The sequence below is a fragment of the Janthinobacterium sp. EB271-G4-7A genome, from assembly GCF_020858075.1.
Lineage (GTDB): Bacteria > Pseudomonadota > Gammaproteobacteria > Burkholderiales > Burkholderiaceae_D > Janthinobacterium > Janthinobacterium lividum.
In genome coordinates this window covers 42,393-67,646 of record NZ_JACYMI010000005.1, presented here as the reverse complement: position 1 = coordinate 67,646, position 25,254 = coordinate 42,393, and the positions used below count along the sequence as shown (strand labels likewise).

Below are 25,254 nucleotides of genomic sequence, written 5' to 3'. Positions count from 1 at the left end.
TGAATGGGACTTCCCCCATGGTATCACTGCGGCTGCGTCAGGCGCATGGTCAGGCCGATGGGCGACATCACAAAACCCATCAGTTCCTGCGCCTCGCCGCCATCGGGCGTATCAACACCGGCGATGTCGAAGCTGCCCAGCAGCATGGCCATGGCGATCTTGATTTCCAGCAAGGCCAGGTAGCGGCCCGGGCACGTGCGCAAGCCGGCGCCGAACGGCATCGAGACGCGCTTGTTGTTCGCCTCGCCGCTTTCGGCCAGCCAGCGTTCGGGCTGGAAGGCACTGGCATCGGGAAAGTGCGCGTCGGATACGGTGTCGTTGCGCATCACGCACCACACGAGGGTGCCGGCCGGCACGGCGATGTCGGCGATGACCGTGTCGCGCAGCGCTTCGACGGGCAGGAAGGGCGCCACCGGTTTCAAGCGCATGGCTTCGCTGGCGCAGGCGCCCAGGTAGTCGAGGCTATCCATCTGCTCGATCGTGAAGTGCGCCACGTCGGGCGCCAGGCGCCGCACTTCCTCGCGCGCCCGCGCCAGGGTGTGCGGATGGCGTTGCAACAGGTAAATCATCCAGGAAATCGTGTTGGCCGTCGTATCTTCACCGGCCAGCAGCATGGTCAGCACGTTGCCGGCCACGTTGCGGTCCGTCACGCCGCTGCCTTCCAGGTCGGCGGCGGCGATCATGGCTTCGAGCAGGTTGGGCGGGTGTTCGCGGCGCGCCGGGTCGTGCGCCATGCGCGTGCGCGCCTGCTGTACCAGGCCGGCCACGGCGGCGGAAAGGGCCGCCACGTCGCGGTCCAGCCGGCGGTCGACGGGCAGCTTGACATAGCGCCAGTACGGGAACATGGACAGGCTGCGCCGCGCCACGGCGGGCAGGATGTCGTCCATGTGGCGCTGGATCACGTCCTCGCCCGATTCGAGCGTGTTGACTTCCGTGCCAAAGGCCAGGCCGGCGATGATGTCGACCGTGTAGCGTTTCAGGTCGCCGTCCAGGTCGATCGCCTGACCTTGCGTCGCGGCAAGATGCCAGCGCCGCTGCAAGCGCTGCGCCACCGTCACCAGCGCGGGGAAATAGGCCTTGATGGCGCCGGGCGCCATGCCGGCCATGACCATGCGGCGCTGGTTGCGCCACTCCGTGCCCTCGGCCAGGAACAGGCCGGGGATGCCGCCCATCTCTTCGGAGACGACGGAGCTGCTCAGGGGGCGGCGAAAACCGTCTGGCCGGTCGCGTAGCACGGCGCCGACGGCCTCGCTGTCGGCCACCACCAGCACCAGGGTGCGGCCGAACCAGGCGCGCATGTAGGGGCCGTAGCGCCGCACCCACGCTTCCACGTCGCGGTGGATGCGCGTGAGCTTGAGTTGCAGGCTGTTGCCGACGATGGGCAGGGCGAAGGGCCCCGGCAAGCGGCGGATCTGGCGCAGCGGCCGGGCAATGTCGGGTGCGGCGGCGTGGTCGAGTGGCGGCATGGCAAGCTCCTGTTTCAGTGGGAACGATGGCATGACTGTAGCGCGCTTGCGCGCCCGCGTCTTGAACGAATACGACATCGTGCGCGGCCAGAAATTGCCGGTACAATCGTCGCCATGCCTGCCGCCCCTACGCCCCTGACCCGTTTGATCGCGCCGCGCACCGCGCTCGCTTCCTGCGTGCGCGCCTTCCTCGTGCGCGACACCACGGGCTGCGCGCCCCTGCCGCCGGCGCAGCGCCTGAACCGCTTTCCCGCCGCGCCCATGTGCAGCATCATCTGGACCGTCGCGGGCGACGTGGAAGCGGCCGCGCCGGGCCTGTCGCTGCGGGATGTGCGCATGCCGCCCGCGCTGTTCGGCGGCCCCCGCTCGTATCCGCTGGTCAGCTACAACCCCGGTCCCGTGCGTTCGTTTGTCGTCATGTTTTATCCGGCCGCGCTGCATGCGTTGACGGGCGTGTCGATGGATGCCCTGCTGGACCAGTTTCTCCCGCTCGACGCGCTGCTCGATGCCGACTGGCAGGCCCTGTCGGACGCCGTGCTGGCGGCGCCGGACGACGAGGCCCGCGTCAGGCTGGTGGAAGATTTTCTCGCGCCGCGATGGCAACTGGCGCGCAAGAGCGGCGACCATCCTGCCGGCGCCGTGCAGGACTGGGTGCGCCGCCTTGGCGTGCAGGCGGCATCGACGGGCCTGGCCAGCAGCGCGCGCAATGTCGAGCGCCGCATCAAGGCCTGGGCCGGCCAGCCCATGCGCACCTTGCGCCGCATGCGCCGCGCGGAACAGCTGTTTCTCGACGAGCGCGGTGCCATCCTGCAAGGCACGGCGTCCTGGTCCGACGTCGCCGCCAGCGGCGGTTACGCCGACCAGGCCCATTTCTGCCGCGAGACGCGCGAAATCACGGGCTTGAGCCCCACCGAGCTGGTGCGGGCCATGCGCGACGATGAAAGTTACTGGATTTACAGAATCTGGAATTGAGGGCGTAGGTCGGATTAGCGAGGCTTGGTCTCGCGTAATCCGACAACATTGTTGCAAGACGCTGGTGTCGGATTACGCGGCTGCGCCGCTAATCCGACCTACCGCTCGCTGTACACCTTGCCCTTGGATAGGGTCACTTCATGGTGCCCCGCGCCGGGCGCCATCATGGGGAAGCAGTTTTCCGCGCCATGCACGCGCACGTCGAGGAAGTAGGGGCCGCTGGATTCCAGGCAGGCCGCCAGCGCCGCGTCGAGCTGCTCGCGCCGGCTCACCGTCTGTGCCTGCCAGCCGAACGCGCGTGCCAGGGCGACGAAATCGGGCAGCGCTTCCGTGTAGCTGTGGCTGTAGCGCTCGCCGTGGTGCAGTTCCTGCCACTGGCGCACCATGCCCATGTAGCCATTGTTCGACAACACCACTTTCACGGGCAGGCGGTGCTGCACGGCCGTGGCCAGCTCCTGGATATTCATCAGAATCGACGCATCGCCGCTGACGCACACCACGCGCTTGCCGGGATGGGCGATCTGCGCGCCGATGGCCGCTGGCAGTCCATAGCCCATGGTGCCGGCGCCGCCCGAGGTGAGCCAGCGGCGCGGCTGCTCGAAGCGCATATGCTGTGCCGCCCACATCTGGTGCTGGCCCACGTCGGTGGCGACGATGGCGTCGACGCCGTCCATGCTGTCCAGCGCCGCCTGCAGCCGGCGCATCAGCGCCTGCGGCGCGATCACTTCGGGCGTGTCGTCGAACGCCAGCGAGTCTTGCGCGCGCCAGCCGTCGATGCGTTGCCACCACGGCTGGCGGTCCGCCAGCAGGCGGCCGCGCAGCTGCGCCAGCAATGCCGCCAGCACGGGTGCGCAATCGCCGCGCAGGGCCACGTCGGCGCGCACCACCTTGCCGATCGACGCCGGGTCGATATCGATGTGGATGATTTTCGCGCCGGGACAAAAGGCATCGAGCCGCCCCGTGACCCGGTCGTCGAAGCGGGCGCCGACGCAGACGATCAAATCCGCATGATGCATGGCCAGGTTGGCTTCCAGGGTGCCGTGCATGCCCAGCATGCCGAGGAAGGCCGGGTGCGAGGCGGGAAAGGCGCCCAGGCCCAGCAGGGTCAAGGTGCACGGCGCGGCCGCCAGCTTCACCAGCTGGCCGAACGCGGCGCAGGCATCCAGGCCGGAATTGATAAGCCCGCCGCCGCCATAGAATACGGGCTGGCGCGCACCGGCGATCAGGCTGGCGGCTTGCTCGATATCGGCCGCGCCGGGCAGGGGGGCAGGGACGGCGGCGACGGACGGCAGCGGCGTGCCGGCCGCGACCCGCGCCAACTGCATATCCTTGGGAAAATCGATCAGCACGGGACCGGGCCGGCCCTGCGTGGCCTGCGCGTACGCCTCCTGCACCACGCCAGCCGTCTCGTCGGCCGCGCGGATTTGCCGGTTCCACTTGGTGACGGGGCGCGAAATGCCCAGCGCGTCGCATTCCTGGAAGGCGTTCGTGCCGATGCTGGTGGTGGCCACCTGGCCGCTGATGCAGATGAGGGGAATCGAATCGCACAGGGCGTCGAGCAGGCCCGTGGTGGTGTTGCTCATGCCGGGGCCGGACGTGACGAAGACGACGCCGGGCCGGCCCGTGCTGCGCGCATAACCTTCGGCCGCATGCACGGCTGCCTGTTCGTGGCGCACCAGCACGTGGCGCAAGCGCGGCTGCGCGTGCAGCGCATCGTACAGGGGCAGTACGGCGCCGCCCGGGTAGCCGAAGACGGTGTCGACGCCCAGGGCCAGCAGGGTGTCGATCAGGACGCTGGCGCCGTTGCGCGGCGCAGTATCGGTGGCGGGAGCGAGGAGGGGATCGGGATCGGGTTTCATGTGTCTATTTTCTGCTCGCCCCGACAGAAAAGGCTGCTGGTTTTCTCGTATAGAATGCAATCTTCAGCAAAATTTGCTGTGAAATAAGGAGATGACAGAATGAAGTTGGATAAATTCGACCTCGCCATCCTGACGGCCCTGCAACAGGATGCCCGCATCAGCTTGCATGAGCTGAGCGCCAAGGTGGGCCTGACCTCGTCGCCATGCTGGGCCCGCATCAAGCGCATGGAAGACGATGGCGTCATCGAAGGCTATACGGTGAACGTCAACGCGGCCAAGGTGGGGCTGGCCGACACCGTCATCGTGCAAGTCACGCTGGACGACCATTCCGACCAGGCCCTGTTCGAATTCGGCCACGCGCTGGCCATGATCCCGGAAGTGCTGGAAGCGTTTCTCGTCTCGGGCGACTACGACTACTATTTGCGCATTGCCGTCAGCGACACGCGCGACTATGAACGCCTGCTGCGCGAGCGTTTATATAAAATTCCCGGCATCCGCCACAGCAAATCGAGTTTCGTGTTGCGCCAGCTCAAGCAAAGCTATCTTCCCTTGCAGCGCTGACTTTGTTACCCCTTCCCCGCACGGCGGGAGTTTTTCCCTAGTTCCCCGATGGTGGCTGTCCGATACTGGACGCAATAAAAACCACTATAAAAACGGGGATACGCATGAAACTGACTTTATTCGCGGCCGCCGCCATGGCGGTGTGCCAGGCGCAGGCCGCCGACCTTGCCGCTGACGCCAGCCTGGCCGCGAGCCTGGCCACCTCGGGCGACTTGCCCACCGTCATCATCACGGGCAGCATGCCGCTGCCCACCGTGGAGCAGCCGCGCGATGCCTTGGCCGCGCCCGTGCAGACGGCCAGCGCGCAGCAGATCGCCCGCAGCGGCGCGCTCGATATTTCCGCTTTCCTGCGCCGCAACCTGGGCAGCGTGGTTGTCAACGAGGTGCAGAACAACCCGTTCCAGCCTGACATCAGCTACCGCGGCTACACGGCTTCGCCCCTGCTGGGCACGCCGCAGGGGCTCTCCGTGTATCTGGATGGCATGCGCCTGAACCAGCCGTTTGGCGACGTCGTCAGCTGGGACTTGATCCCGCGCATGGCCATCGAATCGCTGACCCTGATGCCGGGCTCAAATCCCCTGTTCGGCTTGAATACCCTGGGCGGCGCGCTGGCCCTGCAAACCAAGGATGGCAGGAGCAGTCCCGGCAGCGCCATCGAGGCGCGCCTGGGTTCCGACAAACGGCGCGCCGTCGAGGTCGAGCATGGCGGCAGCAATGCGCAAGGCTGGCACTGGTATGTGACGGGCAACCGCTTCAAGGAGGCGGGCTGGCGCGACGATTCGCCGTCCGACGTGCATCAGGTGTTTGGCAAGCTGGGCTGGAGCGATGCGCGCACGGACATCGCCTTGATCTTGTCTCACGCGGACAATGCGCTGACGGGCAACGGCTTGCAGGAACAGCGCCTGCTGGCGCGCGACTACCGCAGCGTCTATACCAAGCCGGATTTGACGCAGAACAAATCGACCCTGTTGAACCTGACGGGCAAGCACCAGGCCGGTGCTGCCTTGCTCTTGTCCGGCAATGTGTACTACCGCAAGATCGACACGCACACGTTCAATGGCGACCTGAACGACGAGTCGCTCGACCAGTCCGTCTACCAGCCCGGCGCGGCCGAGCGGGCGGCCCTGGCGGCGGCCGGCTACACGGGCTTTCCCGCCAGCGGGGCGAATGCATCCAACACGCCATTTCCCAAATGGCGCTGCATCGCCAACGTGCTGCTGAACGATGAGCCGGCCGAAAAGTGCAATGGCATGCTCAACCGCAGCCATACGCGGCAGGAAAACTATGGGTTTTCCGGCCAGGTCACCGCGCTGGCCGACGTGGCGGGAGCACGCCATGCCGTCACTGCCGGTACCGCCTACGACACGAGCCACGCCACCTTCCGCCAGACGAGCCAGTTCGGCTATCTGAATCCCGACCGCAGCATCACGCCTGTGGATTTCTTTGCCGATGGCACGCAGATCGATGACGATGGCACGCCCGTCGATAACCGGGTCGACTTGAGCGGGCGCATGCGCACGTGGAGCGTGTATGCGAGCGACAGCATGGCGTTGAATCAAGACCTGACCTTGACCATCTCCGGCCGTTACAACCGCAGCACGGTGCGCAACCGCGATGCCATCACGCCCGGTGGCGGCAGCGGCTCGCTCGATGGCGACCATCGTTTCAGCCGCTTTAATCCCGCCATCGGCCTCGCCTATGCGCCGGCCGGAGGTACCGGCGCGTATTTCGGCTACAACGAAGGCAGCCGCACGCCGACGGCCATCGAACTTGGTTGCGCCGACCCGGAAAACCCATGCCGCCTGCCCAACGCCATGGCCGGCGACCCGCCATTGAAACAGGTGGTGACGAAGACGTGGGAGGCGGGCGTGCGCGGCCAGTGGCGCGACGTGGCCCGCTGGAGTGCGGGCGTGTTCCGCGCGGAAAACCATGACGATATTCTGTTCGTCGCCGACAACCAGGCCGGTTTCGGCTATTTCAAGAATTTCGGCAAGACGCGCCACCAGGGCGTGGAACTGGCGGTCGACGGCAAGGCGGGCGCGCTGGACTTCGGCGTCAATTACACGTGGCTGCAGGCGACCTACCAAAGCCGGGAAACCGTCAACGGCAGCGCCAACAGCAGCAGCGATGCGGAGGCGCCCGGTCTGGAAGGCAATATCGCCATCGCGCCGGGTAACCGCATTCCTTTGACGCCGAGCCATATCCTGAAGGCGCATGTGGATGTCCAGGGCGGGCGCGACTGGACGGTGGGCCTGGCCATGACGGCCGTCTCCAGCGCGTATGCGCGCGGCAATGAAAACAACCAGCACCAGGCGGGCGGTCCATCGTACCTGGGCGCGGGCAAGAGCGGCGGCTATGCCGTGGTCGAGCTGAACGGCAAGTACCAGCTGACGCCCCGGCTCAGCGTGGTCGCCCAGGTGAATAATCTGTTCGATCGGAAATATGCGACAGCGGCCCAGCTGGGCGCGACGGGTTTCGATGCCAGCGGCAATTTTGCCGCCCGGCCATTGCCCGCCGTGAACGGTGAGTATCCGATGGTCAATGCCACGTTTTATGCGGCCGGCGCGCCGCGCAGCGTGAACGTGGGTGTGCGCTACGCGTTTTAAGGGTGGATATGCTCAATGACGCCATTGCGCAGCGCAAGGTGGACGAGGGCGGCGGGGCCGGGCACGTCGAGCTTTTCCTTGATGCAGGTCTGGTGGTTGGCCACCGTCTTGCTGCTCACGTGCAGCAGGCGGGCGCAGTCGGCGGCGCTGCGGCCTTCGGCCAGCAGGCGGAAGATTTCGAATTCGCGCTGGCTCAGGCTGCTCAAGCGCTGTGCTTCCGCACTGGCCGTGCCTTGCAGCATGCCCGGTGCGCTGTGCGGGTCCAGGTAGCGCCGGCCCGCGTGGGCCGCGCGCACGGCGTCGACCAGGTGTTCCGGGTCGGCTTGCTTGCTGACGAAGCCGCAGGCGCCGCCATCGAGCGCGCGCGCGATCAGCTGCGGCGTGTCGTGCATGGTAAATACCAGCACGCGCGCGCCGGCATCGCGGGCGAGCAGCTTGCGCAGCAATTCCAGGCCGCCGATGCCGGGCATGGACAAATCCGTCACGCAGACGTCGGGCGCGTGCTCCTGGTACAAGCCATACGCCGTTTCGCCATTGCCCGCCTCGGCCACGACGGCGATGTCGCCGCCCTGTTCCAGCAGGCGGCGGTAGCCCGTGCGCACCACCGGGTGGTCGTCCACCAGCATCACGCGGATCGGCCGTATGCTGCCGTGCATGGCGCTCATGCCGCGCACCGTGCCGCCAAGGGCATCGCCACTTCGATGCGCAAGCCCTTGCCCAGCGCGCTGATCCAGCGGATATGGCCGCGCAAGCCGGCCACGCGCTCGCGCATGCCCAGCATGCCGTAACCGGAGTCCTGCTGCATGTCCTGGCGCAAGCCCCGGCCATTGTCTTCGATGGCCAGGTGCAGCACGCCGCGCGCATCGGCGCGCAATTCCACCGTGGCCTGGTCGGCGCCCGCGTGGCGCGCCACGTTCGTCAAGCCTTCCTGCACCAGGCGGTAGATGGCGGTGGCGGTGCTGTCGTCGAGGCCGGCGGGGATGGCGTGCGCCGCGAAATGGCAGGCGATGCCGTGCTGCTGGGCCCAGCTGTCGCACAGCGCCTGCAGGGCCGGCGCCAATCCCAGGCTGTCGAGCACGGGCGGGCGCAGCCGGCGCAGCATGGTGCGCACCATCGCATGCAGCGCTTCCGAGGAGCGGGCGATGCTGGCGGCGCAGGCCTGCACGTTGGCCTGGTCGCCATCGCGCGCGCGCAGGATGTAGCTGGCGGCGGCGCGGATGGCCGTGCAGTCTTGTCCCACTTCATCGTGCAGCTCGCGCGCCAGCGCGCAGCGTTCCTCTTCCTGCGCGCGCAGCAGGCGCTGCGTGAGGGCGCGGTTTTGCGCCAGCAGCAGCGCCACCTGGCGTCCGCGCCGCACGGCAAAGCCGGCCAGCGCCAGCACCAGCAGCAACAGGCTCAGGACCAGTTCATCGAGTTGCCAGTGTTCCTGGCGCCAGAGCGCGCGCGTCAGCCGTTCGGCCAGGTCCAGCCTGGCGGCCAGCAGGAAAAAAGCCAGCGCCAGCGTGCCGCACGCGATGATGCGCCGGGCCGGCAGCGTGCCTGAGCGGCCGCTGCCGGCCAGTTGGTAGTGTTCCATGATGCTGCTCCCTGAGCACGGTCGATCTCTTTGTTGTGCAAGCTTCATGCCATCGCTGCAGGGGCTGTGGCCGGGCGCGTGGCGGGAGAGACAAGTGTTCCAGGATGGAACAGGTGTACCGCGATGTGACGGGAAGATGACGGTGCGGCAGGCGTGGTTTTCGAGCTTATCTGAAGTCGGGCCGGCACGCTGGCGCGCACGTCTGCAGTGCGCAGCATTGTTGTTCCAATGTAACGTTGAGATTGCTCAAGCTTTCATAGATAAAACAAAACAAAGTTTCGCGGAGCTAGATAAAAAATAAATAAATGATATTAAAAATATGTTATTTGTTTTATGCGATTTGCTATATTTGTTGACACTTTTGTGAAAAAGCTGAAAGCGGGCGCCAGACCTGCCGACCTATCTATCCACAACAAACAAGGGAATAGAATGAATCGTTCATCACATGCGCGGGTATCGCCCGCCACCGCCAATCCGCCCGCTACCCGCGGTCGCGCCACCATCCTGGCCGCGCTGGCCACCTTGTCCGTGCTGGCCTCGGCGCCGGCCATGGCCGATGTCCTGACCTTCGATAACTTGCGCCCCGACGTGTATGCCAGCGGCCAGACGCTCAATACGTCGAGCTACAACCTGCTGTTCCTGGCCGATCCGACCACGGCGGCCGGCGGCGGCGTCAGCGGCGTGGGCGCCATCCTCGATGGCCGTGTGGGCTCGTCGTGCGATATCGCCGCCTGCCCGCAGGGCGCCACCGGCAATTACCTGGCCATCCTCAACGATGGCGGCGTGAATTTTTCGCGTGCCGACCACCAGGCGTTCAGCCTGGCCGGTTTCGATTATTCCTTCATCGCGCCCGTATCCGGCTTGCCCAACATGAATTGGGGCCAGTTGCAGCTGAGCGGCACCCTGAGCAACGGCCAGGTGATCAGTACCTCGCTGGCGTTTCCCGGCCAGGGCGGCGATGGCAATTACCATTTCCAGGGCGCTTCCCTGCTGGGCGGTTTCAGCAACTACGCGTTTACGGGCCTGACCTTCAACGCGTGCATTTTCAATGACACTGGCGCGTGCAGCAATTCCATCGATTTCCCCGCCTTTAACCAGGGCCAGTTTGCGCTCGACAATATCAACATCAGCGCCGTGCCGGAACCGTCGACCTACATGCTGATGCTGGTCGGCCTGGGCGCCATCGGCATGCTGTCGCGCCGCCGCACCGGCAAGTTCGCAGCGTTCACCGTGCAAGGAGCGTGAGATGAAATTACGTCCCGTTTCACTCGGTATCCTCCTGCTGGCCGCCAGCCTGGCGCAAGCGGCGCAGGCGCAGGAACGCCGCTCCTACATCGTGCAATTGGTCGACAAGCCGGCCGCCACCTACACGGGCCAGGTCGATGGCCTGGCCGCCACCAAGCCGGCCCCGGGCGCGCGCATCAACGTGGGCGCCGCCGATGTGCAGGCTTATTTGAGCTACCTCGACACCAAGCAGGCCGCCGTGGCCGGCACCGTCAGCGCGGCTGAAATCACGCACCAGTACAGCGTCGTCTTCAACGGCTTTTCTGCCTTGCTGACGGACGATGAAGTACGGGCCCTGAAGAAAAACAGCGGCGTGGCCAGCATCAGCGCCGACTCCATCTTGCAGCTCGACACCAGCTACACGCCCAGCTTCCTGGGCCTGGACAAGCCGGGCGGCATCTGGGAGCAGCTGGGCGGCAAGGCGCACGCGGGTGAAGACATCATCATCGGCATCGTCGACAGCGGCATCTGGCCGGAAAACACGGCCTTTGCCGACCGCCTGGACGAGAATGGCGTACCTAGCCACAGCGGCAACAATGTCGTGTACGGCGCGCCACCGGCCAGCTGGCAGGGCACTTGCCAGACGGGCGAGGGATTCTCCGCCGAGAATTGCAACAACAAGCTGATCGGTGCGCGCTACTACCGCGCCGCCACGTCGGCGCTGCACTGGACGGAATTCCGTTCGCCGCGCGATTCCGTCGCCGGCCTGACGGGACACGGCGGCCATGGCACGCATACGGCCTCCACGGCCGGCGGCAACAATGGCGCCCTGGCCACCTCGAACGGCGTGTCGCTGGGCAAGGCGTCGGGCATGGCGCCGCGCGCCCGCATCGCCGCCTATAAAGTGTGCTGGACGGCCGCATCGACGGGCCGCAACGGTTGCGCCACGGCCGACAGCGTGGCCGCCATCGACCAGGCGGTCAAGGATGGCGTCAACGTCATCAACTTCTCCATCGGCCCGAACGCGGGCGGCGGCGCCTTCGACGAACCGACGGAAGTCGCCTTCCTCGGCGCGGCGGCAGCCGGCGTATTCGTTGCCACGTCGGGCGGCAATTCCGGTCCGGCCACGCCGGCGCCCGACGTGCCGGCACCCGTGTCGCACATCAGCCCGTGGCTGGCAACCGTGGCCAATTCCACCCACAACCGCCTGTACGCGGGCAATGTCATCCTCAGCAACGGCACCAAGCTGGAAGGCGCGTCGAGCAATGCGAAGACGCCGGCGCTGCCGCTGATCCGCTCGCGCGACGCGGGCCTGGCCGGCGTGCCGCCGACGGACGTCAATCTGCTGCGCTGCTTCGGCGTGGCCGATGCCACTTCGGCGTATCTGGACCCGGCGAAAGTGGCTGGCAAGATACTCGTGTGCGACCGTGGCGGCAACGTGCTGGTCAACAAGAGCGCGAATGCGAAGACGGCGGGCGCGGCGGGCGTGATCATCGCCAACGTGGCCGGCGGCGCCAACACCATCATCAACCAGGCGCACGTGCTGTCGACCGTGCACCTGGCGCAGGCGCAGGGCGACGCGCTGAAGGCCTTCATGGCGGCGATGCCCGATGGCACGGCGGCGCTGGGCGAGGTGCATACGATCCCCGACACCACGGTGCAGGCGCCGATCGTCAGCGACCGGTCCTCGCGCGGGCCGAACGTGGCCAATGCGAACATCCTGAAACCGGATCTCTCGGCGCCCGGCACCAACGTGCTGGCCGGCGTGACGGCCGACCTGACGCCGGCGCAGCGCGATGCCGTGGCGGCAGGCGGCGTGGCGCCGGCGGCCGAGTGGGATTTCTATTCCGGCACTTCGATGGCCAGTCCGCACGTGGCCGGTGTGGCGGCGCTGCTCAAGCAGCAGCATCCCGACTGGTCGCCCGCGGCCATCAAGTCGGCGCTGATGACGACGGCCTTCAGCACCTATTCGGATGGCTTGAACGGTTCCGTGTCGTGGGATGCCACGGCGAAGACCTCGGGCCAGCTGCCATGGGGCCAGGGCGCCGGCCACATTGCGCCGAACAGCGCGGCCGATCCTGGCCTCGTGTACGACATGTCGGAAATCGACTATGCGCGCTTCCTGTGCGGCCTGAACCTGAAGGTCTACAGCGCCGCCACGTGCCAGGCCATCGGTACCATCACGGCCTATAACCTGAACCTGGCGTCGCTGACGGCGGCCAACGTGCTGGGCACGCAAACGCTGACGCGCACGGTGACCAACGTGGGCGCCAGCAGCGCCGTCTACAACGTCTCGGCCAGCCTGCCCGGCTATACGGTGGCGGTGACGCCTACCAGCCTGAACCTGGCGCCGGGCGCCAAGGGTCAGTACCAGGTCAAGCTGACGCGCACCACGGCGCCGGCCAATACCTGGACCTACGGCGCCCTGAGCTGGACGGATGGCACGCACACCGTGCGCAGCCCGCTGACGGCGCGCGGCACCTCGCTGGCCGCCATTCCGCTGGTCAGCAGCGAAGCGGCCACGGGCAGCAAGGTGCTGACCCTGGGCACGGGCTTCACGGGCGCGCTGGTCGGCGTCAAGTCGGGTCTCGTCGAAGCCGTGCGCCAGACGCGCACGATCGGCCAGGCGGCGACAGGGGCTGCCGCATCGGCTGCCTGCAAGGCGGGCGGCGCCACGGGTGTGAACGTGCACAACGTGGTGATCCCGGCCGGCACCCTGGCGGCGCGCTTTGCCACCTACGATGCGGAAACGACGGGTGGCGCGAATACCGACATGGACATGGAGGTCTACAACGCCGCCAATGTGCTGGTCGGCAGCAGCGGCAATGAAAGTTCCAATGAACAAGTGGAACTGCGCCTGCCTGCCGCCGGCACCTACAAGGTGTGCGTGATCGGTTTTGCGCCGCAAAACGGCCAGGCCGACTACACCTTGTCGTCGTGGGTGCTGGCGCCGGGCTTGAACAACGGCAGCTTCAAGGCGCTGATGCCGGGCACGGCCTACACGGGCGGCACCGCATCTGTCTCCCTGAGCTGGTCCAACCTGGCCGAAGGCAAGCGCCACCTGGGCGCCGTCGGCTACCAGGTGGCTGGCGTGGTGCAGGGCGTGACGGTGGTCGAGGTCAATACCAATGATCCCGTGCCGCTGTTCCAGAACGCGCGCGGCGCCAGGCCGGTGCTGGCGGAATAAACCGTTCATTGTGTGAACGCAAGGCGTGCCTCCGGGCACGCCTTTTTTTATGGGAACCCCCGTTCGCCAGGAATAGCGCTTGCGCGCCGGCAAAGCCACCGGTATCTTGTCGGATAGCCATGGCTTTGTGCCCTGGCATTCTTGGGGAGTCGCGCGTGACCAGTTTCCGCACCAATACCGACCGCCTGCTGGAAGTGCGCCTGCAGGATGAAAAAGTGCTGGCGATTGCCGGCGCCATGGTCGCCTATACGGGCGCCATCAAATTTGAAAAGTCCCTGCTCGGTGGCGAGGGCATCTTTGGCGCGCTCAAGCGCAAGGTGACAAACGAAGGCATGCAGGTGATGCAGGCCGCCGGCACGGGCACCGTGTTTTTCGCGCAGAATGCGGCCGAGATCACCGTCATGGCGCTGGCCGGCGAAAAGCTGACCATCGAAAGCAGCAGCCTGCTGGCCTACGACACGAGCCTGAAGACGGGCACCAGCTTTGCGGGCTTGCGCGGCGCCAGTTCCGGCCAGGGCCTGTTCTCCACCACCGTGGAAGGCAACGGCAACCTGGCCGTCATTTCGCGCGGCAACCTGATCATGCTGGAAGTGACGCCGGCGCATCCGCTGCGCGTGGACCCGGACGCCTTCGTCGGCTTCAAGGGCGACATCCGCCAGGAATTCGTTTTTGATGTCAACTGGCGCACGATGATCGGCCAGAGCTCGGGCGAATCGTACCAGCACAAATTCACAGGCCAGGGCGTGGTGTTCATCCAGCCCGCCGAACGTTAAGTCAGCGAGGACCCGCGATGCCTGTCTATCAGCAGATCAATGAAAAGATGCTTGAGGTCAAACTCGGCAATGAGGAAGTGTTCGCGCGCAAGGGCGCCATGGTGTCGTACCAGGGCGACGTGGCGTTCAGCCGCTCCTTCCTGGCCGGCCAGGGCGTGCAAAGCCTGGCCATGCGCGCCGTCACGAATGAAGGCTACGCCATGATGTCGGCGCGTGGCACGGGCAGCGTGTTTTACGCCCAGGGCGGCCTGTTCGTCACCATCGTCCCCGTGCGCGGCGAAACGTTTTATGTGGAAAGCGATTCCCTGCTGGCCTTCGATGCGCGCCTGACGGCTGGCACCATGTTCCTCGGCAACCAGGGCGGCGTGCAGGGCGTGGTGCGCGGCATGGCCTCGGGCCAGGGCTTGTTTACCACCACCTTGCAAGGCACGGGCGAAGTGGCGATTTTGTCCGATGGTAACGCCATCGGCTTGCCCGTCACGCCGGATGTGCCCGTGTTTGTCGACCCGCAAGCGTATATCGGCCATACGGGGCAGCTGAGCTCGACCATCGTCACGGACCTGAACTGGAAAACCTTCGTCGGCCAGGCGTCCGGCGAATCGTACCAGGTGAAGTTCACGGGCCAGGGCACGGTCTACATCCAAGCGAGCGAAAGGTAAGCCATGACGATTTACACCCCCGATACCTTGCCGAAGAACGATAACCTGAACCGTTTTTCGTATGTCATCGACGTCAAGGAACAGATCTTCATTCGCAAGGGCAAGATGATCGCCTTCTATGGCGAACTGCGCTTCGAAGCCATGGGCAGCAGCGTGCTCGACTTGATCGTGCGCAACGCCTTCAATGCGCCGAAATACATCCACCATTTTGTCGTGGCGCAAGGGCAGGGCCAGTTGATCCTGGGCGACAACGGCAACGACCTGGCGTGCTATGACCTGGACAACGCCAACATGACCATCCGCGCGAAAAACCTGCTGGGTTTTACGAAGGACGTGATTTGCCAGGAATCGACCTTGCCCGGCTATCTGACGATGATCGGCACGGGCAAGGTGATCGCCTCGTCGAACGGCCCCGTGCACTTCCTGGAGCTGCCGTGCCGCGTCGACGAGCAGGCCGTGCTGGGCTGGGCCGATTGCCCCAGCCCGTCGTATCACTACGATTACGCCCACGTGCAGGGCTGGGCTTCGGCCGCCGGCGCGCTGACCGGTTTCAGTTTGTCGGGCGAGGAAAAACAGATCGACTTCACGGGCGCCGGCACGGTGCTGGTGCAGTCGTCCGAGCTGGACGTGACGGGCAGTTCCGCCCTGATGCAGCTGCTGGCGCAATTGCCGCTGCTGGGCAAGGAAGACCTGGGCACCTTGAGTCTTTCCGTGCAGCAGCAGATGAAGCAGGAACGCTAAGTTAGATTACGGCCGCGCCCAGCTGGGCGGCCGTTTTTCAAGGAAGGCGGTAACGCCTTCGTCCGCATCCTCTTCCATCATATTGCGCGCCATCACGTCGCCCGCGTACGCATACGCCTCGTCCAGCGGCAGCTGGCGCTGCCGGTAGAACATGGCCTTGCCGTAGCGGATGGCTGTCGGGCTTTTCGCCATGATCTGCTGCGCCAGGCGCGCCACGGCCTCGTCGAGCGCCGTGTCGGCCACCGTTTCGTTGATCAAGCCCCAGTCGGCGGCCGTGTCGGCATCGATGAAGCGGCCCGTCACCAGCATGTCGAAAGCCCGCTTGGGCGAGACATTGCGCGACAGGGCCACGGATGGCGTGGCGCAGAACAGGCCCACGTTGATGCCGGACACGGCAAAGCGGGCGGACGCGCCCGCCACGGCCAGGTCGCAGCTGGCGACCAATTGGCAGCCGGCCGCCGTGGCGATGCCGTGCACGCGGGCAATCACGGGCACGGGCAAGGTTTGAATGGCTTGCATCACGCGCGAGCATTGCGCGAACAGGGTTTGGTAATACGCAAGCTGGCGCGTCGCCTGCATCTGGCGCAAATCGTGGCCCGCGCAAAACGCCTTGCCTTCGGCGGCCAGCACCACGCAGCGCACGTGCGGCTGCCCGGCGATGAAGTCCAGTTCAGCCAGCAGCGCGGCCAGCATGGCTTCCGACAGGGCATTGAATTGCAGGGGACGGTTCAGGCGCAGGGTGACCAGGCCACCCTCGTCCTCGCGCAGCACCAGCGGTGCTTGCGTGTCATGTGTTGCGGTCATGCGGTCTCCAGTGGCCTGATGGCCTTGTTATTTTAGGAAATCTTATTTGGCGGCGTTGACGCTGCCGATGCCGGCGATCGACTTGTGCACGATCTTCGGCTTGCCGTAATAGATCAGTTCGCCCATGCCGCGCACCACGGCATTCAGTTCGCCCGAGGAATACACCTTGACGGAACCGATGCCGTCGAAATTGACGTCGACGTTTTTCGCCAACAAGGCTTTCGTATCGACTTCGCCGACGCCTTGCGCCTTCAGGCGCAGCCAGTCGACCTGTCCATCGGCAGCCAGGCGGCCCGCGCCCTTGTAGCTGATGTCGACCCGGGGACCATTGAGCTTGGTCAATATCTTTTCTCCCGCGCCTTCCGCGATCAGCTTGCGCAAGGTGGGCATGGTGATGATGACCCGCGGGTCGCCATCCGTCTTCTTGATGTCCTTGTCCTTCATGGAAATTTTCAGCTCGCCATCGACCACTTCCGTGATCACGCCGCTGAGGAATTTCTGGTCGCCGCGCAGCAGCAGGCTTTGCTCCTTGCCCGATTCGACTTCGATGCTGATGGGGCCGCGGATGTCGATGGCGTTGAAGGCGCCGACCGTGCGGGTTTGCTCGTCGGCATGCGCGAGCGTGGAGAGGCAGGCAAGGGACAGGACTGACAACAGGAGCAGAGGGCGCATGGCGGTTTCCTTGAGTAGTTGATCAGTGTATTCTATTGTGCAACATCTCCATTGGGGAGAAATTTGCGATGAACTGCACAAATCGCGGCGCGGATGATACGGCTGCCATCGGGCAGCCGCGCGCCCGGCAAGGCGCCGTTGGGCTATGCTATGGCGTACCGCGTCCTGGAGACTGCATGAAAAATTACCACAAAGAAGATTATCCCGTCGCCGACATCCGGCGCTTCCTTGAACCGGGGCCTGTGGTGCTCGTCAGTTCAACGTGGAAGGGTGAGAGCGACGTCATGACCATGGCCTGGCACATGCTGATGGAATTTACGCCATCCTTGCTGGGCTGCTTCATTTCCGACGCGAACCACAGCTATGAAATGATCAAGCGCAGCATGGAGTGCGTGATCAACCTGCCCACGGCCGATATGGTCGACCAGGTGGTGGCCATCGGCAATTGCAGCGGCGAAGATACGGACAAGTTCACGGCCTTCGGCCTGACGGCCCAGCCGGCCGAGCAGGTGGGCGCGCCCCTGATCGCCGAGTGCTACGCCAACTTCGAATGCAAGCTGGCCCAGGTGTCGGGCAACCCGAAAGGCGGTTTCTTCATTTTCGAGTGCGTGAAAGCCCACGTGGCCACGTCGCCCAAGCTGCCCGAAACCCTGCACTACCGTGGCAATGGCGAGTTCATGGTGTCGGGCAGGACCATCAGCCGCAAGAGTCTGATGAAACCTGAAATGCGTTAACCCCAAACGCAAGGGCTGGGGTCGGACCCTGAGGGTCCGACCCCAGATTTTGTCATTGGGTTAAATGACCCCTTGCGCCAGCATCGCGTCGGCCACTTTGACGAAGCCGGCGATATTGGCGCCATCCACATAGCTGACCGTGCCGTCGGCGCGCGTGCCGTACTGCTTGCACGCGGCGTGGATGCCTTGCATGATCTGCAGCAAACGCGCATCGACTTCTTCGCGCGGCCACGATATGCGGGCCGCGTTCTGGCTCATTTCCAGGCCGGACGTCGCCACGCCGCCCGCATTGCTGGCCTTGCCCGGCGCGTACAGCACGCCGGCCGCTTCGAAGGCCTTGGCGGCCTCGATGGTGGTGGGCATGTTGGCGCCTTCGGCCACGCACTGCACGCCATTGGCAATCAAGGTGCGCGCATCGTCGATGTTCAGTTCATTTTGCGTGGCGCAGGGCAGGGCGATGTCGACCGGCACATGCCATGGCGATACGCCTGCTTCGAAGCGCACGCCCGTGCGCGCGGCGTAATCGCTGACCCTGCCATACAGATGGTTCTTGATCTCCATCAGGATGGCCAGCTTTTCCGGCGTGAAACCTTCCTCGTCGATGACGGTGCCGCTCGAATCGGAGACGGTGATGATTTTCGCGCCCATGGCCATGGCTTTCTCGACCGCGTATTGCGCCACGTTGCCCGAGCCGGACACGGACACGCGCATGCCTTCGAACGAGCGGCCCCGGGTTTTCAGCATTTCCTGCGCGAAATACACGGTGCCGTAGCCCGTCGCTTCCGGACGCATCAGCGAGCCGCCGAAGCTGGCGCCCTTGCCCGTGAATACGCAGTCGGCGCGGTTGCTGAGTTTTTTCATCATGCCGGCCATATAGCCCACTTCACGCCCGCCCACGCCGATGTCGCCGGCCGGCACGTCCGTGTCCGAACCCACATGGCGGAACAGTTCGCTCACGAAGGCCTGGCAGAAGCGCATCACTTCGCCCGGGCTCTTGCCCTTCGGATCGAAATCGGCGCCGCCCTTGCCGCCGCCCATCGGCAAGGTGGTCAGGGCATTCTTGAACGTCTGTTCGAAGGCGAGGAATTTCAGCACGGACAAGGTGACGGAAGGGTGGAAGCGGATGCCGCCCTTGTACGGCCCGATGGCCATGCTGTGCTGGATGCGGTAGCCGCGATTGACTTGTACTTGCCCGTGGTCATCGACCCACGACACGCGGAACATCACCACGCGTTCCGGCTCGATCAAGCGTTCCAGCAAGCCTTGTTCCGCGTATTTCGGGTGCTGTTCCAGGAATGGCCACAAGCTCTCCATGACTTCGGTGACGGCTTGCAGAAACTCGGGTTGACCTGGATTGCGTGCGGCGACATGCTGGACATACTCGTGAGCAGATGCGTATTTCATCAGAATTCCATGGAGGTAAACGGTTATTTGGGCAACTATCATCGCAGATTTTGCACGAAAATGGTGCGGAAATTTGGTTTTGAGGGGTTTCTGCTACATTCTGGAGCGCGCTTTCCCATCAAGCGGCGAGGCAAAGCAGATAGTGGTCTGGTGGAAAAAATGACCGAAAAACAAAAAACGCCAGCGCGAGCGCTGGCGTTGCGGGCCGTTACATCGGATGCCCGGATCGTTTCGGGCGCAGCTCAGGCAAGAGTGCTTCCTTGCCGATGAGTAGCTGCATGGCGCGCTGCCGCAGCGTGTGGCGAATCCGGTGCGGGGCCCGGCATGCAATAGTGTCTAACAAGAAATAGGAAAGGGTGCGCAGGCTGGATGCCGGGCGCGGCACGCTGGCGCGCCAGTAACGTAGCGCCGCCCGCATGCCGGTATGGCTCAGCAGGGAACGCAGATTGTTCAGCCGGCGCGCGCAACGGATCCGCTTCGCCAGCGCTGGCGCCAGCTGCTCGAGATAGGGCGCGACAATGGCATCCATATTCAGGAAATGCTCGAACTTGCGCGCCGGCGCCGTCATCTGCGGATGATGTTGCCGATAGTGCAGCAGGACGTTGCTGCTGTAGCGGATGGACATGCCGGCACTCAGGCAGCGTATCCAGTAGTCGTAAGCGGCACCTTCCTTCAGTTGTTCGCTGAATGGCCCGATACGGGAGAGCAGCCGTTTGCTGAGCAACACGCCGGATGGCTGGATGGGAGAACCCAGCAGGCAGGCGGGCCAGGTGGCAAACTGCCGTGGCGTTGCCCAAGCCACGGGATTGCCGCCATGGCTGTTCAGCGTGGCAACTTGCGATACATACATGATCGCATCTGGCGTTACTGATGCGTGTACCTGTGCCAGTTGTTCAGCCAGTTTTCCAGGACACCAGATGTCATCGTCGTCGATGAAGGCGACCCATGGAAAACGGGCGGCGGCCACTCCCGTGTTCCGGGCGGCCGCCAGGCCGGTGCCCGCATTGTGCACGATGATTACGTGCGGGTAGGCTTGCCGGACGTAGGCGGCCGTGCCATCGCTGCTGGCGTCATCGATCAGCAAGATTTCCTGCGCGGGCCTGGACTGGGCCAGCAGCGATTGCAAAGTGTCGTCGAGAAAGCCCCTGGACCAGCCGTTCCTGGTGCAAATGATGACGCTGACGGGGGCGACGCTCATGGCGCCACGGCTTCTGGCGGCGCAACACGGATGCGGATGGCTGCGCCGTCTTGCCGGATGTCATACGGTTGCAGTGTCAATGACGGGCACGATGATTTTCCTGTTTGCAAGTCGAACGAGATGGCACAGGCCGGGCAATACACTTTGTCGCTATCGCATCCGCCATCGGCCAGGTCTACGCCGTAGTGCGGGCAGGCCGCGTCGTAGGCGCGGGTGCCGTCGCTGGTGTGCACCAGCATGATGCGATACGGCGCGGCATCGACGATGATGCGCTGCGTGTCCGGCCCGGCGGCAGGCAGCTGGCCATGTATGAAGCCGCTCGCCTGGTCGAGCTGGCCGGCAATGACGGGAACGGCTGCCGGCGTCTGCACGGGGGCGGCGACGACGGGCGCGCCGAAGTTGTCTTCGCGTCGCAGGTGCAGCACTTCATCGTGGCCCTGCTCGATATCGGCGGCCCGGCGCCAGAATTCGCGCGAGTAAAAACAGGCGGGATCGAAGGTCGGGCGGGAAGCATTGAGGCGCATGGAAATGGCCACGCGCGTCGCGTCCGTCGTATTGAGGTGCGTGCCATGCAGCACTTCTGGATCGAAGACCAGCATTTCGCCTGCCGCCAGCGGCAGATAAGTTGGCACCGGCAGGCGGTAGCCCGCTTGCAGGTACAGCGTGCGTCGCTCGCAGGGCAGCGAGGCGTTGGCCAATTCCGGATACAGCACCATGCCCGCTTCCGCCGGCACTTCGCCGATGGCCCACCAGATATTGCGCCCGTCCCGCGAATGGCCGGCCCAGCTATCGATGTGCGGACCATGCGCCCAGGCGGCGGGCGGGTGGCCCCGGTGATAGTCTTTCGGCGCGTACACGGGGTCAACGACTTTACGGGCTTGAAATTGCTCGCGCACGGACGCGCTGAGGCGGCCAATGCCGGGATTTTCGCTCGCCGGATTGGTCTTGCGCGCCACTTCATAGGGGAAGTTGATGCGCAGGATCAAATAGTCATCCACATAGAAATCACCATCCCAGCCCAGGATCTGGCGGCCGACGGCCGTCGCCATGGCCAGCAAGGGCTGGCGCAAGCGTTCCAGCACCTGGTTGCGCAAGGACGTCACATCGTCGGTGTCGATCACTTCGTGCAGCCGCTCGATGCCATGCTGGCGCAGCACCTGGGCTGCCGCGGCGCCTTTCATTTGTTCGACCGTGGAAATGATTTCGCTGAGCACGCGTTCGGTCATCGTTGCCCACGGAGCGAGTTCACGGACGTGACACTTGAGCCACACGCCCTGTGTCGAGGATGGAGCGCTCATCTTCATTGCTCCGATGCCAGGGTGCGCAATGTCTGCAAGCCGTGCACCGTGATCTGGCGCAATTCTTGTATCAGCGGCAGGGCGTTCTGGCGGGCGCGGTAATACTGCGCGGCCGAGCGCGCGCGGTCCATGATGGCGCTCACGCAGTCGCCACTTTGCATCAGATCGACATCCCACGACGCCATGCCGATGGTCGACAGCATCGAGCGGCCCCGTTCGTCATACGACAGGTTGATGCTGTGCGAGCCCATGGCCAGGCAGGGCAGGAAGCCATGCAGGCGGTAGCTGACGTGCAGCTTGCAGGTGCGCAGCGCCTCGATGTAGCGGCCGACTTCGTCAAAGTACAGGGGCGCCGCGTCCGGGAAGCCGGCGGCGAATTCGAGGTCGATGTAGTCGTGGCAGGCCAGATAGACCGGTTGCGCATATTCGGCACGCAGGGCGGCAATCAGGCGGCGCAAGTCTTCGGCGATGCGCCACTGTAAGGGGGCAGGAACGCTCATGCGCATGGGATGACGGATGGAAATGATCACGCCGCCCCTGGCCGCTTCACCCTCGGCATTCGGCGGCAGGTACAGCGTGGGGCAGCCACCGACCGTCACCTTGGCGCCAAGGTCGGCGAGGATTTCCTGCGAACCCGTGTCGCGCACCATGGCCACCTTGGCGTGCTCGACCAGGTGCCGTATCGCAGTCGGGCTGAGCGCGTCTGTGCGGTCTTCCATTTGCCCGTCGCGCCCCGTGATGCGGCCGTGGGATAGGCCCATCAGCATCATCGGTCGGCGCAAGGCATTGACGGCCTGGACATCATAGGATAGCTGGCCGTTTTCAAACAGGTTTCCGCCGCCGACGATAACGGCGTCGGCGAGACGGTTCATGTCATAGATCTGGCGTGGCACCAGGCCGCCAAACTGCGGTCCCTTCAAGGCGGGAATGCTGACGACATTGGTGGCTGCTCCGAACACTTCGTAGAGGAGCTCTGCTGTAGCGTAGCCGATGAGGTCGTTGCCGATGTTGCGAGTGGTGGGCCGCACCATAAAGATATTCAATGTTCGTCCTTCTTGTTGTACGTGTTTAAGGAAAATGGGGAGGCGGGGCGTTGATTAGCCGCGTGCCGCAAGTTCTTCGACGAGCGTGCGCATGCGCGATTTCAGTTCCAGATCACCCGGGTAGGCGCCCCGATCCACGTCCAGCATGCGCTGGGCGCTTGCCGCATCGGCGTTGACGCCGAGCAAGGCGGCGATGTCATCGATCAGCGTCATGTCGTGCCTGTTGACACGTTCGGTACTGATGACGAGCGGTTCGATACCCCGTTGCCTGAACCAGTCCTGCCAAAGCTGTTCATCCACGGCAATCAGCTGCATGGCCTTGCGCGCCGCCAGTTTGAGGCGCCAGGTCGAGTAATTTTTTGTTACCGGGGCGACTTCGAAACCCCAGCGCCCCGTGATCATGCAGGTCGCCAGGGATGCCGCCTGGGCGAGCTTGTTGTCGCGGATCAAATGAACGACCGTCGCGCCTTCGAACAAGGCGGTAAAGTCGTGCGGATACGGCCATTTTTGCATCTGGGGAAACTGGATATTCGATGCGAACAGGCCATTCGCAGAACGCCTGGCAAAAATATGCGCGAGGTAATCCTGTTTGTTGATTTGCCAGCGCTCCGTCAGCGCCTGCACGCTATTGTCATTGAAATACTCCAGCGGCACGCCGATCCCTGCGCCGAGTAACAGGCGGGCCAGCCGCTTGCTCGATGCGCGTGGCGCTGCGCAGACCAGCAGCTTTTTATCGGGGAACGCCGGCGACGTAGTATCGTAAGGAAACTCACGCATTTCTGCGGGTGTCGGGCGCGTGGCGCCTGTCCACACGGACTTGGCTTCAGTCAACGAAGTTGGAGAACGTTCATTCATGAATAGGGAGATAGGCCAGCTGCGCCATGTTACGTGCGATCGGATGTATTCAAAGCAAGGGAGCAACTGACTTCTTTTGAAAATATATTGCTTTAAAATACTATCGTACTTCATGCTATCTATGGAACGAAATTGCATTTTATTTATGTTTGCATGTCTCTCTCTAGCAACTATTGGTGGCCGCTAGCAAGTTGAGCCGCGCACCAACGACAACGCCAGCCCGAAGGCTGGCGTTGTCGTTGCGGATCGCCTGGTCAAGCCAGGATCGTCATCACCCCGCCATGCTGCGCAGGATCAGCCCCGTGATGTAGGCGCCGTAGGTGCCCAGCGCATAGCCAAGCACGGCCAGCAGCACGCCGACGGGGGCCAGGGCCGGATGGAAGGCGCTGGCGATGACGGGGGCGGAGGCGGCGCCGCCGATGTTCGCTTGCGATCCCACGGCCATGAAGAACAGGGGCGCGCGGATCAGTTTGGCGACGAGCAGCATCAGGCCGCCATGCACGGCGATCCAGATCAGGCCCAGCAGGAACAAAAACGGCTTGTCGAGCAGGGCGCCCAGGTCCATGTGCATGCCGATCGTTGCCACCAGCACGTACAGCATGGCCGAGCCGATGGTCGAGGCGCCCGCGCCTTCCAGGCTGCGCGCCTTGGTAAAGCTGAGCAGCAAGCCGAAGGTGGTGGCGAGCACGACGATCCAGAAGAAGTTCGACGTCAGGCTGTAGTCCTGCAAGCGCCATGCGGCGGGCAGGGTGTTGATCCAGCTGATGATGGGGCCGGCCAGGAAGTGCGACAGGCCCGTCACGCCCAGGCCCACGCCGAGGATGATCATGATGTCGGTCAGGGTGGCGATGCGCGCGTGTTGCGTGCGGTAGCTTTCGATGCTGTCCTTGAGCGCGTTGATGGCCGTCAAATCGGCCCCCGTCCAGCGGTCGAAGGCGCCCGCGCGGCCGGCCAGGAAGAGCAGCACGGCCGTCCAGACGTTGGCCACCAGCACGTCGACGGCGACGAACTGGCCGAACAGGGTGGCATCCACTTCAAACACTTCCTTCATGGCCGCCTGGTTGGCGCCGCCGCCTATCCACGAGCCGGCGACAGTCGTCATGCCGCGCCAGGTGTCGCCCGCCACCGTTTCCGGGTGGATCAAACGCAAGGCTTCGAACGAGACGAGGGCGCCCAGCATGACGCCCAGGGTGCCGGTCAAGAACATGATGATGGCCTTGGGGCCGAGGCGGATGATGCCGCCGAAATCGATGGCCACGCACAGCAGGACCAGCGCGCTGGGCAGCAGGTAGTCGCGCGCCACCGCATACAGGCCGGAAGCGTTGCCATCGATGATGCCAAACGTGTTGAGCAGTGCCGGGATCAGGTAGCACATCAGCAGCGACGGGATATACGTATAAAACTTTTTCCAGAAGCCATCCTGGCGGGAGGCGGTCCAGAAGACGGTCCCCAGGGTCAGGGCGAGCAAGCCGAGGACGACGGCGTCATTGGTGATCAGGGCGGTAGTGGCAGGTGGCATCGGGGATTCCGGTGAACGTGTCAGGGACGCACCGGGTGCCGATAAGGCCCCCGGGCGCAGGGTGGCCGTATCGTATAGCAATGTTGAAGCCTAAACAAATTGT

Annotated in this window: 21 protein-coding genes; 9 read left to right on the top strand and 12 right to left on the bottom strand. The window is 64.5% G+C overall.

Features of this window, described 5'->3' with window-relative positions:
- Positions 1 to 23: 23 nt before the first annotated feature.
- Complete coding sequence (locus IGS58_RS25170; RefSeq protein WP_230522992.1) at positions 24 to 1,466, bottom strand: cytochrome P450; 1,443 nt, start codon at positions 1,464 to 1,466, stop codon at positions 24 to 26.
- Between the two features lie 114 nt (positions 1,467 to 1,580).
- Between IGS58_RS25170 and IGS58_RS25165 the strand changes: the two genes are divergently transcribed.
- Positions 1,581 to 2,438 carry a helix-turn-helix domain-containing protein gene (locus IGS58_RS25165; protein WP_230522991.1) on the top strand — a complete coding sequence of 286 codons (858 nt, stop codon included), beginning with the start codon at positions 1,581 to 1,583 and terminating at the stop codon, positions 2,436 to 2,438.
- A gap of 98 nt (positions 2,439 to 2,536) precedes the next feature.
- Here IGS58_RS25165 and ilvB read toward each other — a convergent pair whose 3' ends face one another.
- Positions 2,537 to 4,297 (bottom strand): biosynthetic-type acetolactate synthase large subunit, encoded by a 1,761-nt coding sequence (gene ilvB / locus IGS58_RS25160; protein WP_230522990.1) that lies wholly within the window; start codon positions 4,295 to 4,297, stop codon positions 2,537 to 2,539.
- A gap of 99 nt (positions 4,298 to 4,396) precedes the next feature.
- Between ilvB and IGS58_RS25155 the strand changes: the two genes are divergently transcribed.
- The gene (locus IGS58_RS25155) at positions 4,397 to 4,858 is read left to right on the top strand and encodes an Lrp/AsnC family transcriptional regulator (protein WP_034784295.1); all 462 of its coding nucleotides are present in this window, start codon (positions 4,397 to 4,399) and stop codon (positions 4,856 to 4,858) included.
- Positions 4,859 to 4,962: 104 nt separating this feature from the next.
- Positions 4,963 to 7,464: a TonB-dependent receptor gene (locus IGS58_RS25150; protein ID WP_230522989.1), complete on the top strand. Its 2,502-nt coding sequence runs from the start codon at positions 4,963 to 4,965 to the stop codon at positions 7,462 to 7,464.
- On the opposite strand, the gene IGS58_RS25145 is transcribed toward IGS58_RS25150, so the two are convergent.
- Positions 7,461 to 8,129: a response regulator gene (locus IGS58_RS25145; protein WP_230522988.1), complete on the bottom strand. Its 669-nt coding sequence runs from the start codon at positions 8,127 to 8,129 to the stop codon at positions 7,461 to 7,463. The genes IGS58_RS25150 and IGS58_RS25145 overlap by 4 nt on opposite strands.
- The gene (locus IGS58_RS25140) at positions 8,126 to 9,040 is read right to left on the bottom strand and encodes a histidine kinase (RefSeq protein ID WP_070259879.1); all 915 of its coding nucleotides are present in this window, start codon (positions 9,038 to 9,040) and stop codon (positions 8,126 to 8,128) included. Before IGS58_RS25140 ends, IGS58_RS25145 begins: the two co-directional genes overlap by 4 nt.
- A gap of 429 nt (positions 9,041 to 9,469) precedes the next feature.
- Between IGS58_RS25140 and IGS58_RS25135 the strand changes: the two genes are divergently transcribed.
- The 5 genes from IGS58_RS25135 to IGS58_RS25105 all read left to right on the top strand — a co-directional run bounded on the left by IGS58_RS25135 (position 9,470) and on the right by IGS58_RS25105 (position 15,624).
- The gene (locus IGS58_RS25135; protein ID WP_070259877.1) at positions 9,470 to 10,285 is read left to right on the top strand and encodes an NF038120 family PEP-CTERM protein; all 816 of its coding nucleotides are present in this window, start codon (positions 9,470 to 9,472) and stop codon (positions 10,283 to 10,285) included.
- Between the two features lies 1 nt (position 10,286).
- On the top strand, positions 10,287 to 13,451 hold the full coding sequence (locus IGS58_RS29220; protein WP_329958022.1) for a S8 family serine peptidase: 3,165 nt from the start codon (positions 10,287 to 10,289) through the stop codon (positions 13,449 to 13,451).
- 155 nt (positions 13,452 to 13,606) lie between these two features.
- Positions 13,607 to 14,224 carry an AIM24 family protein gene (locus tag IGS58_RS25115; protein WP_034784290.1) on the top strand — a complete coding sequence of 206 codons (618 nt, stop codon included), beginning with the start codon at positions 13,607 to 13,609 and terminating at the stop codon, positions 14,222 to 14,224.
- 17 nt (positions 14,225 to 14,241) lie between these two features.
- Positions 14,242 to 14,883, top strand: coding sequence for an AIM24 family protein (locus IGS58_RS25110; protein ID WP_099389936.1), 642 nt, complete (start codon positions 14,242 to 14,244; stop codon positions 14,881 to 14,883).
- A 3-nt stretch (positions 14,884 to 14,886) separates the two neighbouring features.
- On the top strand, positions 14,887 to 15,624 hold the full coding sequence (locus IGS58_RS25105; protein ID WP_230522987.1) for an AIM24 family protein: 738 nt from the start codon (positions 14,887 to 14,889) through the stop codon (positions 15,622 to 15,624).
- 6 nt (positions 15,625 to 15,630) lie between these two features.
- Here IGS58_RS25105 and IGS58_RS25100 read toward each other — a convergent pair whose 3' ends face one another.
- Both IGS58_RS25100 and IGS58_RS25095 read right to left on the bottom strand, forming a co-directional pair.
- A complete protein-coding gene (locus IGS58_RS25100) occupies positions 15,631 to 16,428 on the bottom strand; it encodes an enoyl-CoA hydratase (protein ID WP_230522986.1) in 798 nt (265 codons plus the stop codon).
- Between the two features lie 42 nt (positions 16,429 to 16,470).
- Complete coding sequence (locus tag IGS58_RS25095; RefSeq protein WP_092608852.1) at positions 16,471 to 17,100, bottom strand: head GIN domain-containing protein; 630 nt, start codon at positions 17,098 to 17,100, stop codon at positions 16,471 to 16,473.
- A 176-nt stretch (positions 17,101 to 17,276) separates the two neighbouring features.
- On the opposite strand from IGS58_RS25095, the gene IGS58_RS25090 reads away from it, so the two are divergent.
- A complete protein-coding gene (locus tag IGS58_RS25090; protein WP_099389938.1) occupies positions 17,277 to 17,834 on the top strand; it encodes a flavin reductase family protein in 558 nt (185 codons plus the stop codon).
- A 60-nt stretch (positions 17,835 to 17,894) separates the two neighbouring features.
- Here the strand turns inward: IGS58_RS25090 and gdhA are convergent, their stop codons facing one another.
- From gdhA to IGS58_RS25060, 6 genes are all read right to left on the bottom strand, one after another.
- Positions 17,895 to 19,238: an NADP-specific glutamate dehydrogenase gene (gdhA, locus tag IGS58_RS25085; RefSeq protein WP_230522985.1), complete on the bottom strand. Its 1,344-nt coding sequence runs from the start codon at positions 19,236 to 19,238 to the stop codon at positions 17,895 to 17,897.
- A 208-nt stretch (positions 19,239 to 19,446) separates the two neighbouring features.
- A complete protein-coding gene (locus IGS58_RS25080) occupies positions 19,447 to 20,436 on the bottom strand; it encodes a glycosyltransferase family 2 protein (protein ID WP_070259863.1) in 990 nt (329 codons plus the stop codon).
- Positions 20,433 to 21,734, bottom strand: coding sequence for a Rieske 2Fe-2S domain-containing protein (locus tag IGS58_RS25075; protein ID WP_230522984.1), 1,302 nt, complete (start codon positions 21,732 to 21,734; stop codon positions 20,433 to 20,435). Before IGS58_RS25075 ends, IGS58_RS25080 begins: the two co-directional genes overlap by 4 nt.
- A gap of 2 nt (positions 21,735 to 21,736) precedes the next feature.
- A complete protein-coding gene (locus IGS58_RS25070) occupies positions 21,737 to 22,777 on the bottom strand; it encodes a polysaccharide pyruvyl transferase family protein (RefSeq protein WP_139144274.1) in 1,041 nt (346 codons plus the stop codon).
- Between the two features lie 54 nt (positions 22,778 to 22,831).
- Positions 22,832 to 23,632 (bottom strand): Stf0 family sulfotransferase, encoded by an 801-nt coding sequence (locus IGS58_RS25065; protein ID WP_167468629.1) that lies wholly within the window; start codon positions 23,630 to 23,632, stop codon positions 22,832 to 22,834.
- A 271-nt stretch (positions 23,633 to 23,903) separates the two neighbouring features.
- Positions 23,904 to 25,151: a DUF819 family protein gene (locus IGS58_RS25060; RefSeq protein ID WP_230522983.1), complete on the bottom strand. Its 1,248-nt coding sequence runs from the start codon at positions 25,149 to 25,151 to the stop codon at positions 23,904 to 23,906.
- Positions 25,152 to 25,254 lie beyond the last annotated feature (103 nt).

Bases quoted from the DNA above. Each gene is read 5' to 3' on its own strand.
- IGS58_RS25170 (WP_230522992.1), bottom strand. From the start codon at position 1,466: ATGCCGCCACTCGACCACGCCGCCGCACCCGACATTGCCCGGCCGCTG.
- IGS58_RS25165 (WP_230522991.1), top strand. From the start codon at position 1,581: ATGCCTGCCGCCCCTACGCCCCTGACCCGTTTGATCGCGCCGCGCACC.
- ilvB (WP_230522990.1), bottom strand. From the start codon at position 4,297: ATGAAACCCGATCCCGATCCCCTCCTCGCTCCCGCCACCGATACTGCG.
- IGS58_RS25155 (WP_034784295.1), top strand. From the start codon at position 4,397: ATGAAGTTGGATAAATTCGACCTCGCCATCCTGACGGCCCTGCAACAG.
- IGS58_RS25150 (WP_230522989.1), top strand. From the start codon at position 4,963: ATGAAACTGACTTTATTCGCGGCCGCCGCCATGGCGGTGTGCCAGGCG.
- IGS58_RS25145 (WP_230522988.1), bottom strand. From the start codon at position 8,129: ATGAGCGCCATGCACGGCAGCATACGGCCGATCCGCGTGATGCTGGTG.
- IGS58_RS25140 (WP_070259879.1), bottom strand. From the start codon at position 9,040: ATGGAACACTACCAACTGGCCGGCAGCGGCCGCTCAGGCACGCTGCCG.
- IGS58_RS25135 (WP_070259877.1), top strand. From the start codon at position 9,470: ATGAATCGTTCATCACATGCGCGGGTATCGCCCGCCACCGCCAATCCG.
- IGS58_RS29220 (WP_329958022.1), top strand. From the start codon at position 10,287: ATGAAATTACGTCCCGTTTCACTCGGTATCCTCCTGCTGGCCGCCAGC.
- IGS58_RS25110 (WP_099389936.1), top strand. From the start codon at position 14,242: ATGCCTGTCTATCAGCAGATCAATGAAAAGATGCTTGAGGTCAAACTC.
- IGS58_RS25105 (WP_230522987.1), top strand. From the start codon at position 14,887: ATGACGATTTACACCCCCGATACCTTGCCGAAGAACGATAACCTGAAC.
- IGS58_RS25100 (WP_230522986.1), bottom strand. From the start codon at position 16,428: ATGACCGCAACACATGACACGCAAGCACCGCTGGTGCTGCGCGAGGAC.
- IGS58_RS25095 (WP_092608852.1), bottom strand. From the start codon at position 17,100: ATGCGCCCTCTGCTCCTGTTGTCAGTCCTGTCCCTTGCCTGCCTCTCC.
- IGS58_RS25090 (WP_099389938.1), top strand. From the start codon at position 17,277: ATGAAAAATTACCACAAAGAAGATTATCCCGTCGCCGACATCCGGCGC.
- gdhA (WP_230522985.1), bottom strand. From the start codon at position 19,238: ATGAAATACGCATCTGCTCACGAGTATGTCCAGCATGTCGCCGCACGC.
- IGS58_RS25080 (WP_070259863.1), bottom strand. From the start codon at position 20,436: ATGAGCGTCGCCCCCGTCAGCGTCATCATTTGCACCAGGAACGGCTGG.
- IGS58_RS25075 (WP_230522984.1), bottom strand. From the start codon at position 21,734: ATGAGCGCTCCATCCTCGACACAGGGCGTGTGGCTCAAGTGTCACGTC.
- IGS58_RS25065 (WP_167468629.1), bottom strand. From the start codon at position 23,632: ATGAATGAACGTTCTCCAACTTCGTTGACTGAAGCCAAGTCCGTGTGG.
- IGS58_RS25060 (WP_230522983.1), bottom strand. From the start codon at position 25,151: ATGCCACCTGCCACTACCGCCCTGATCACCAATGACGCCGTCGTCCTC.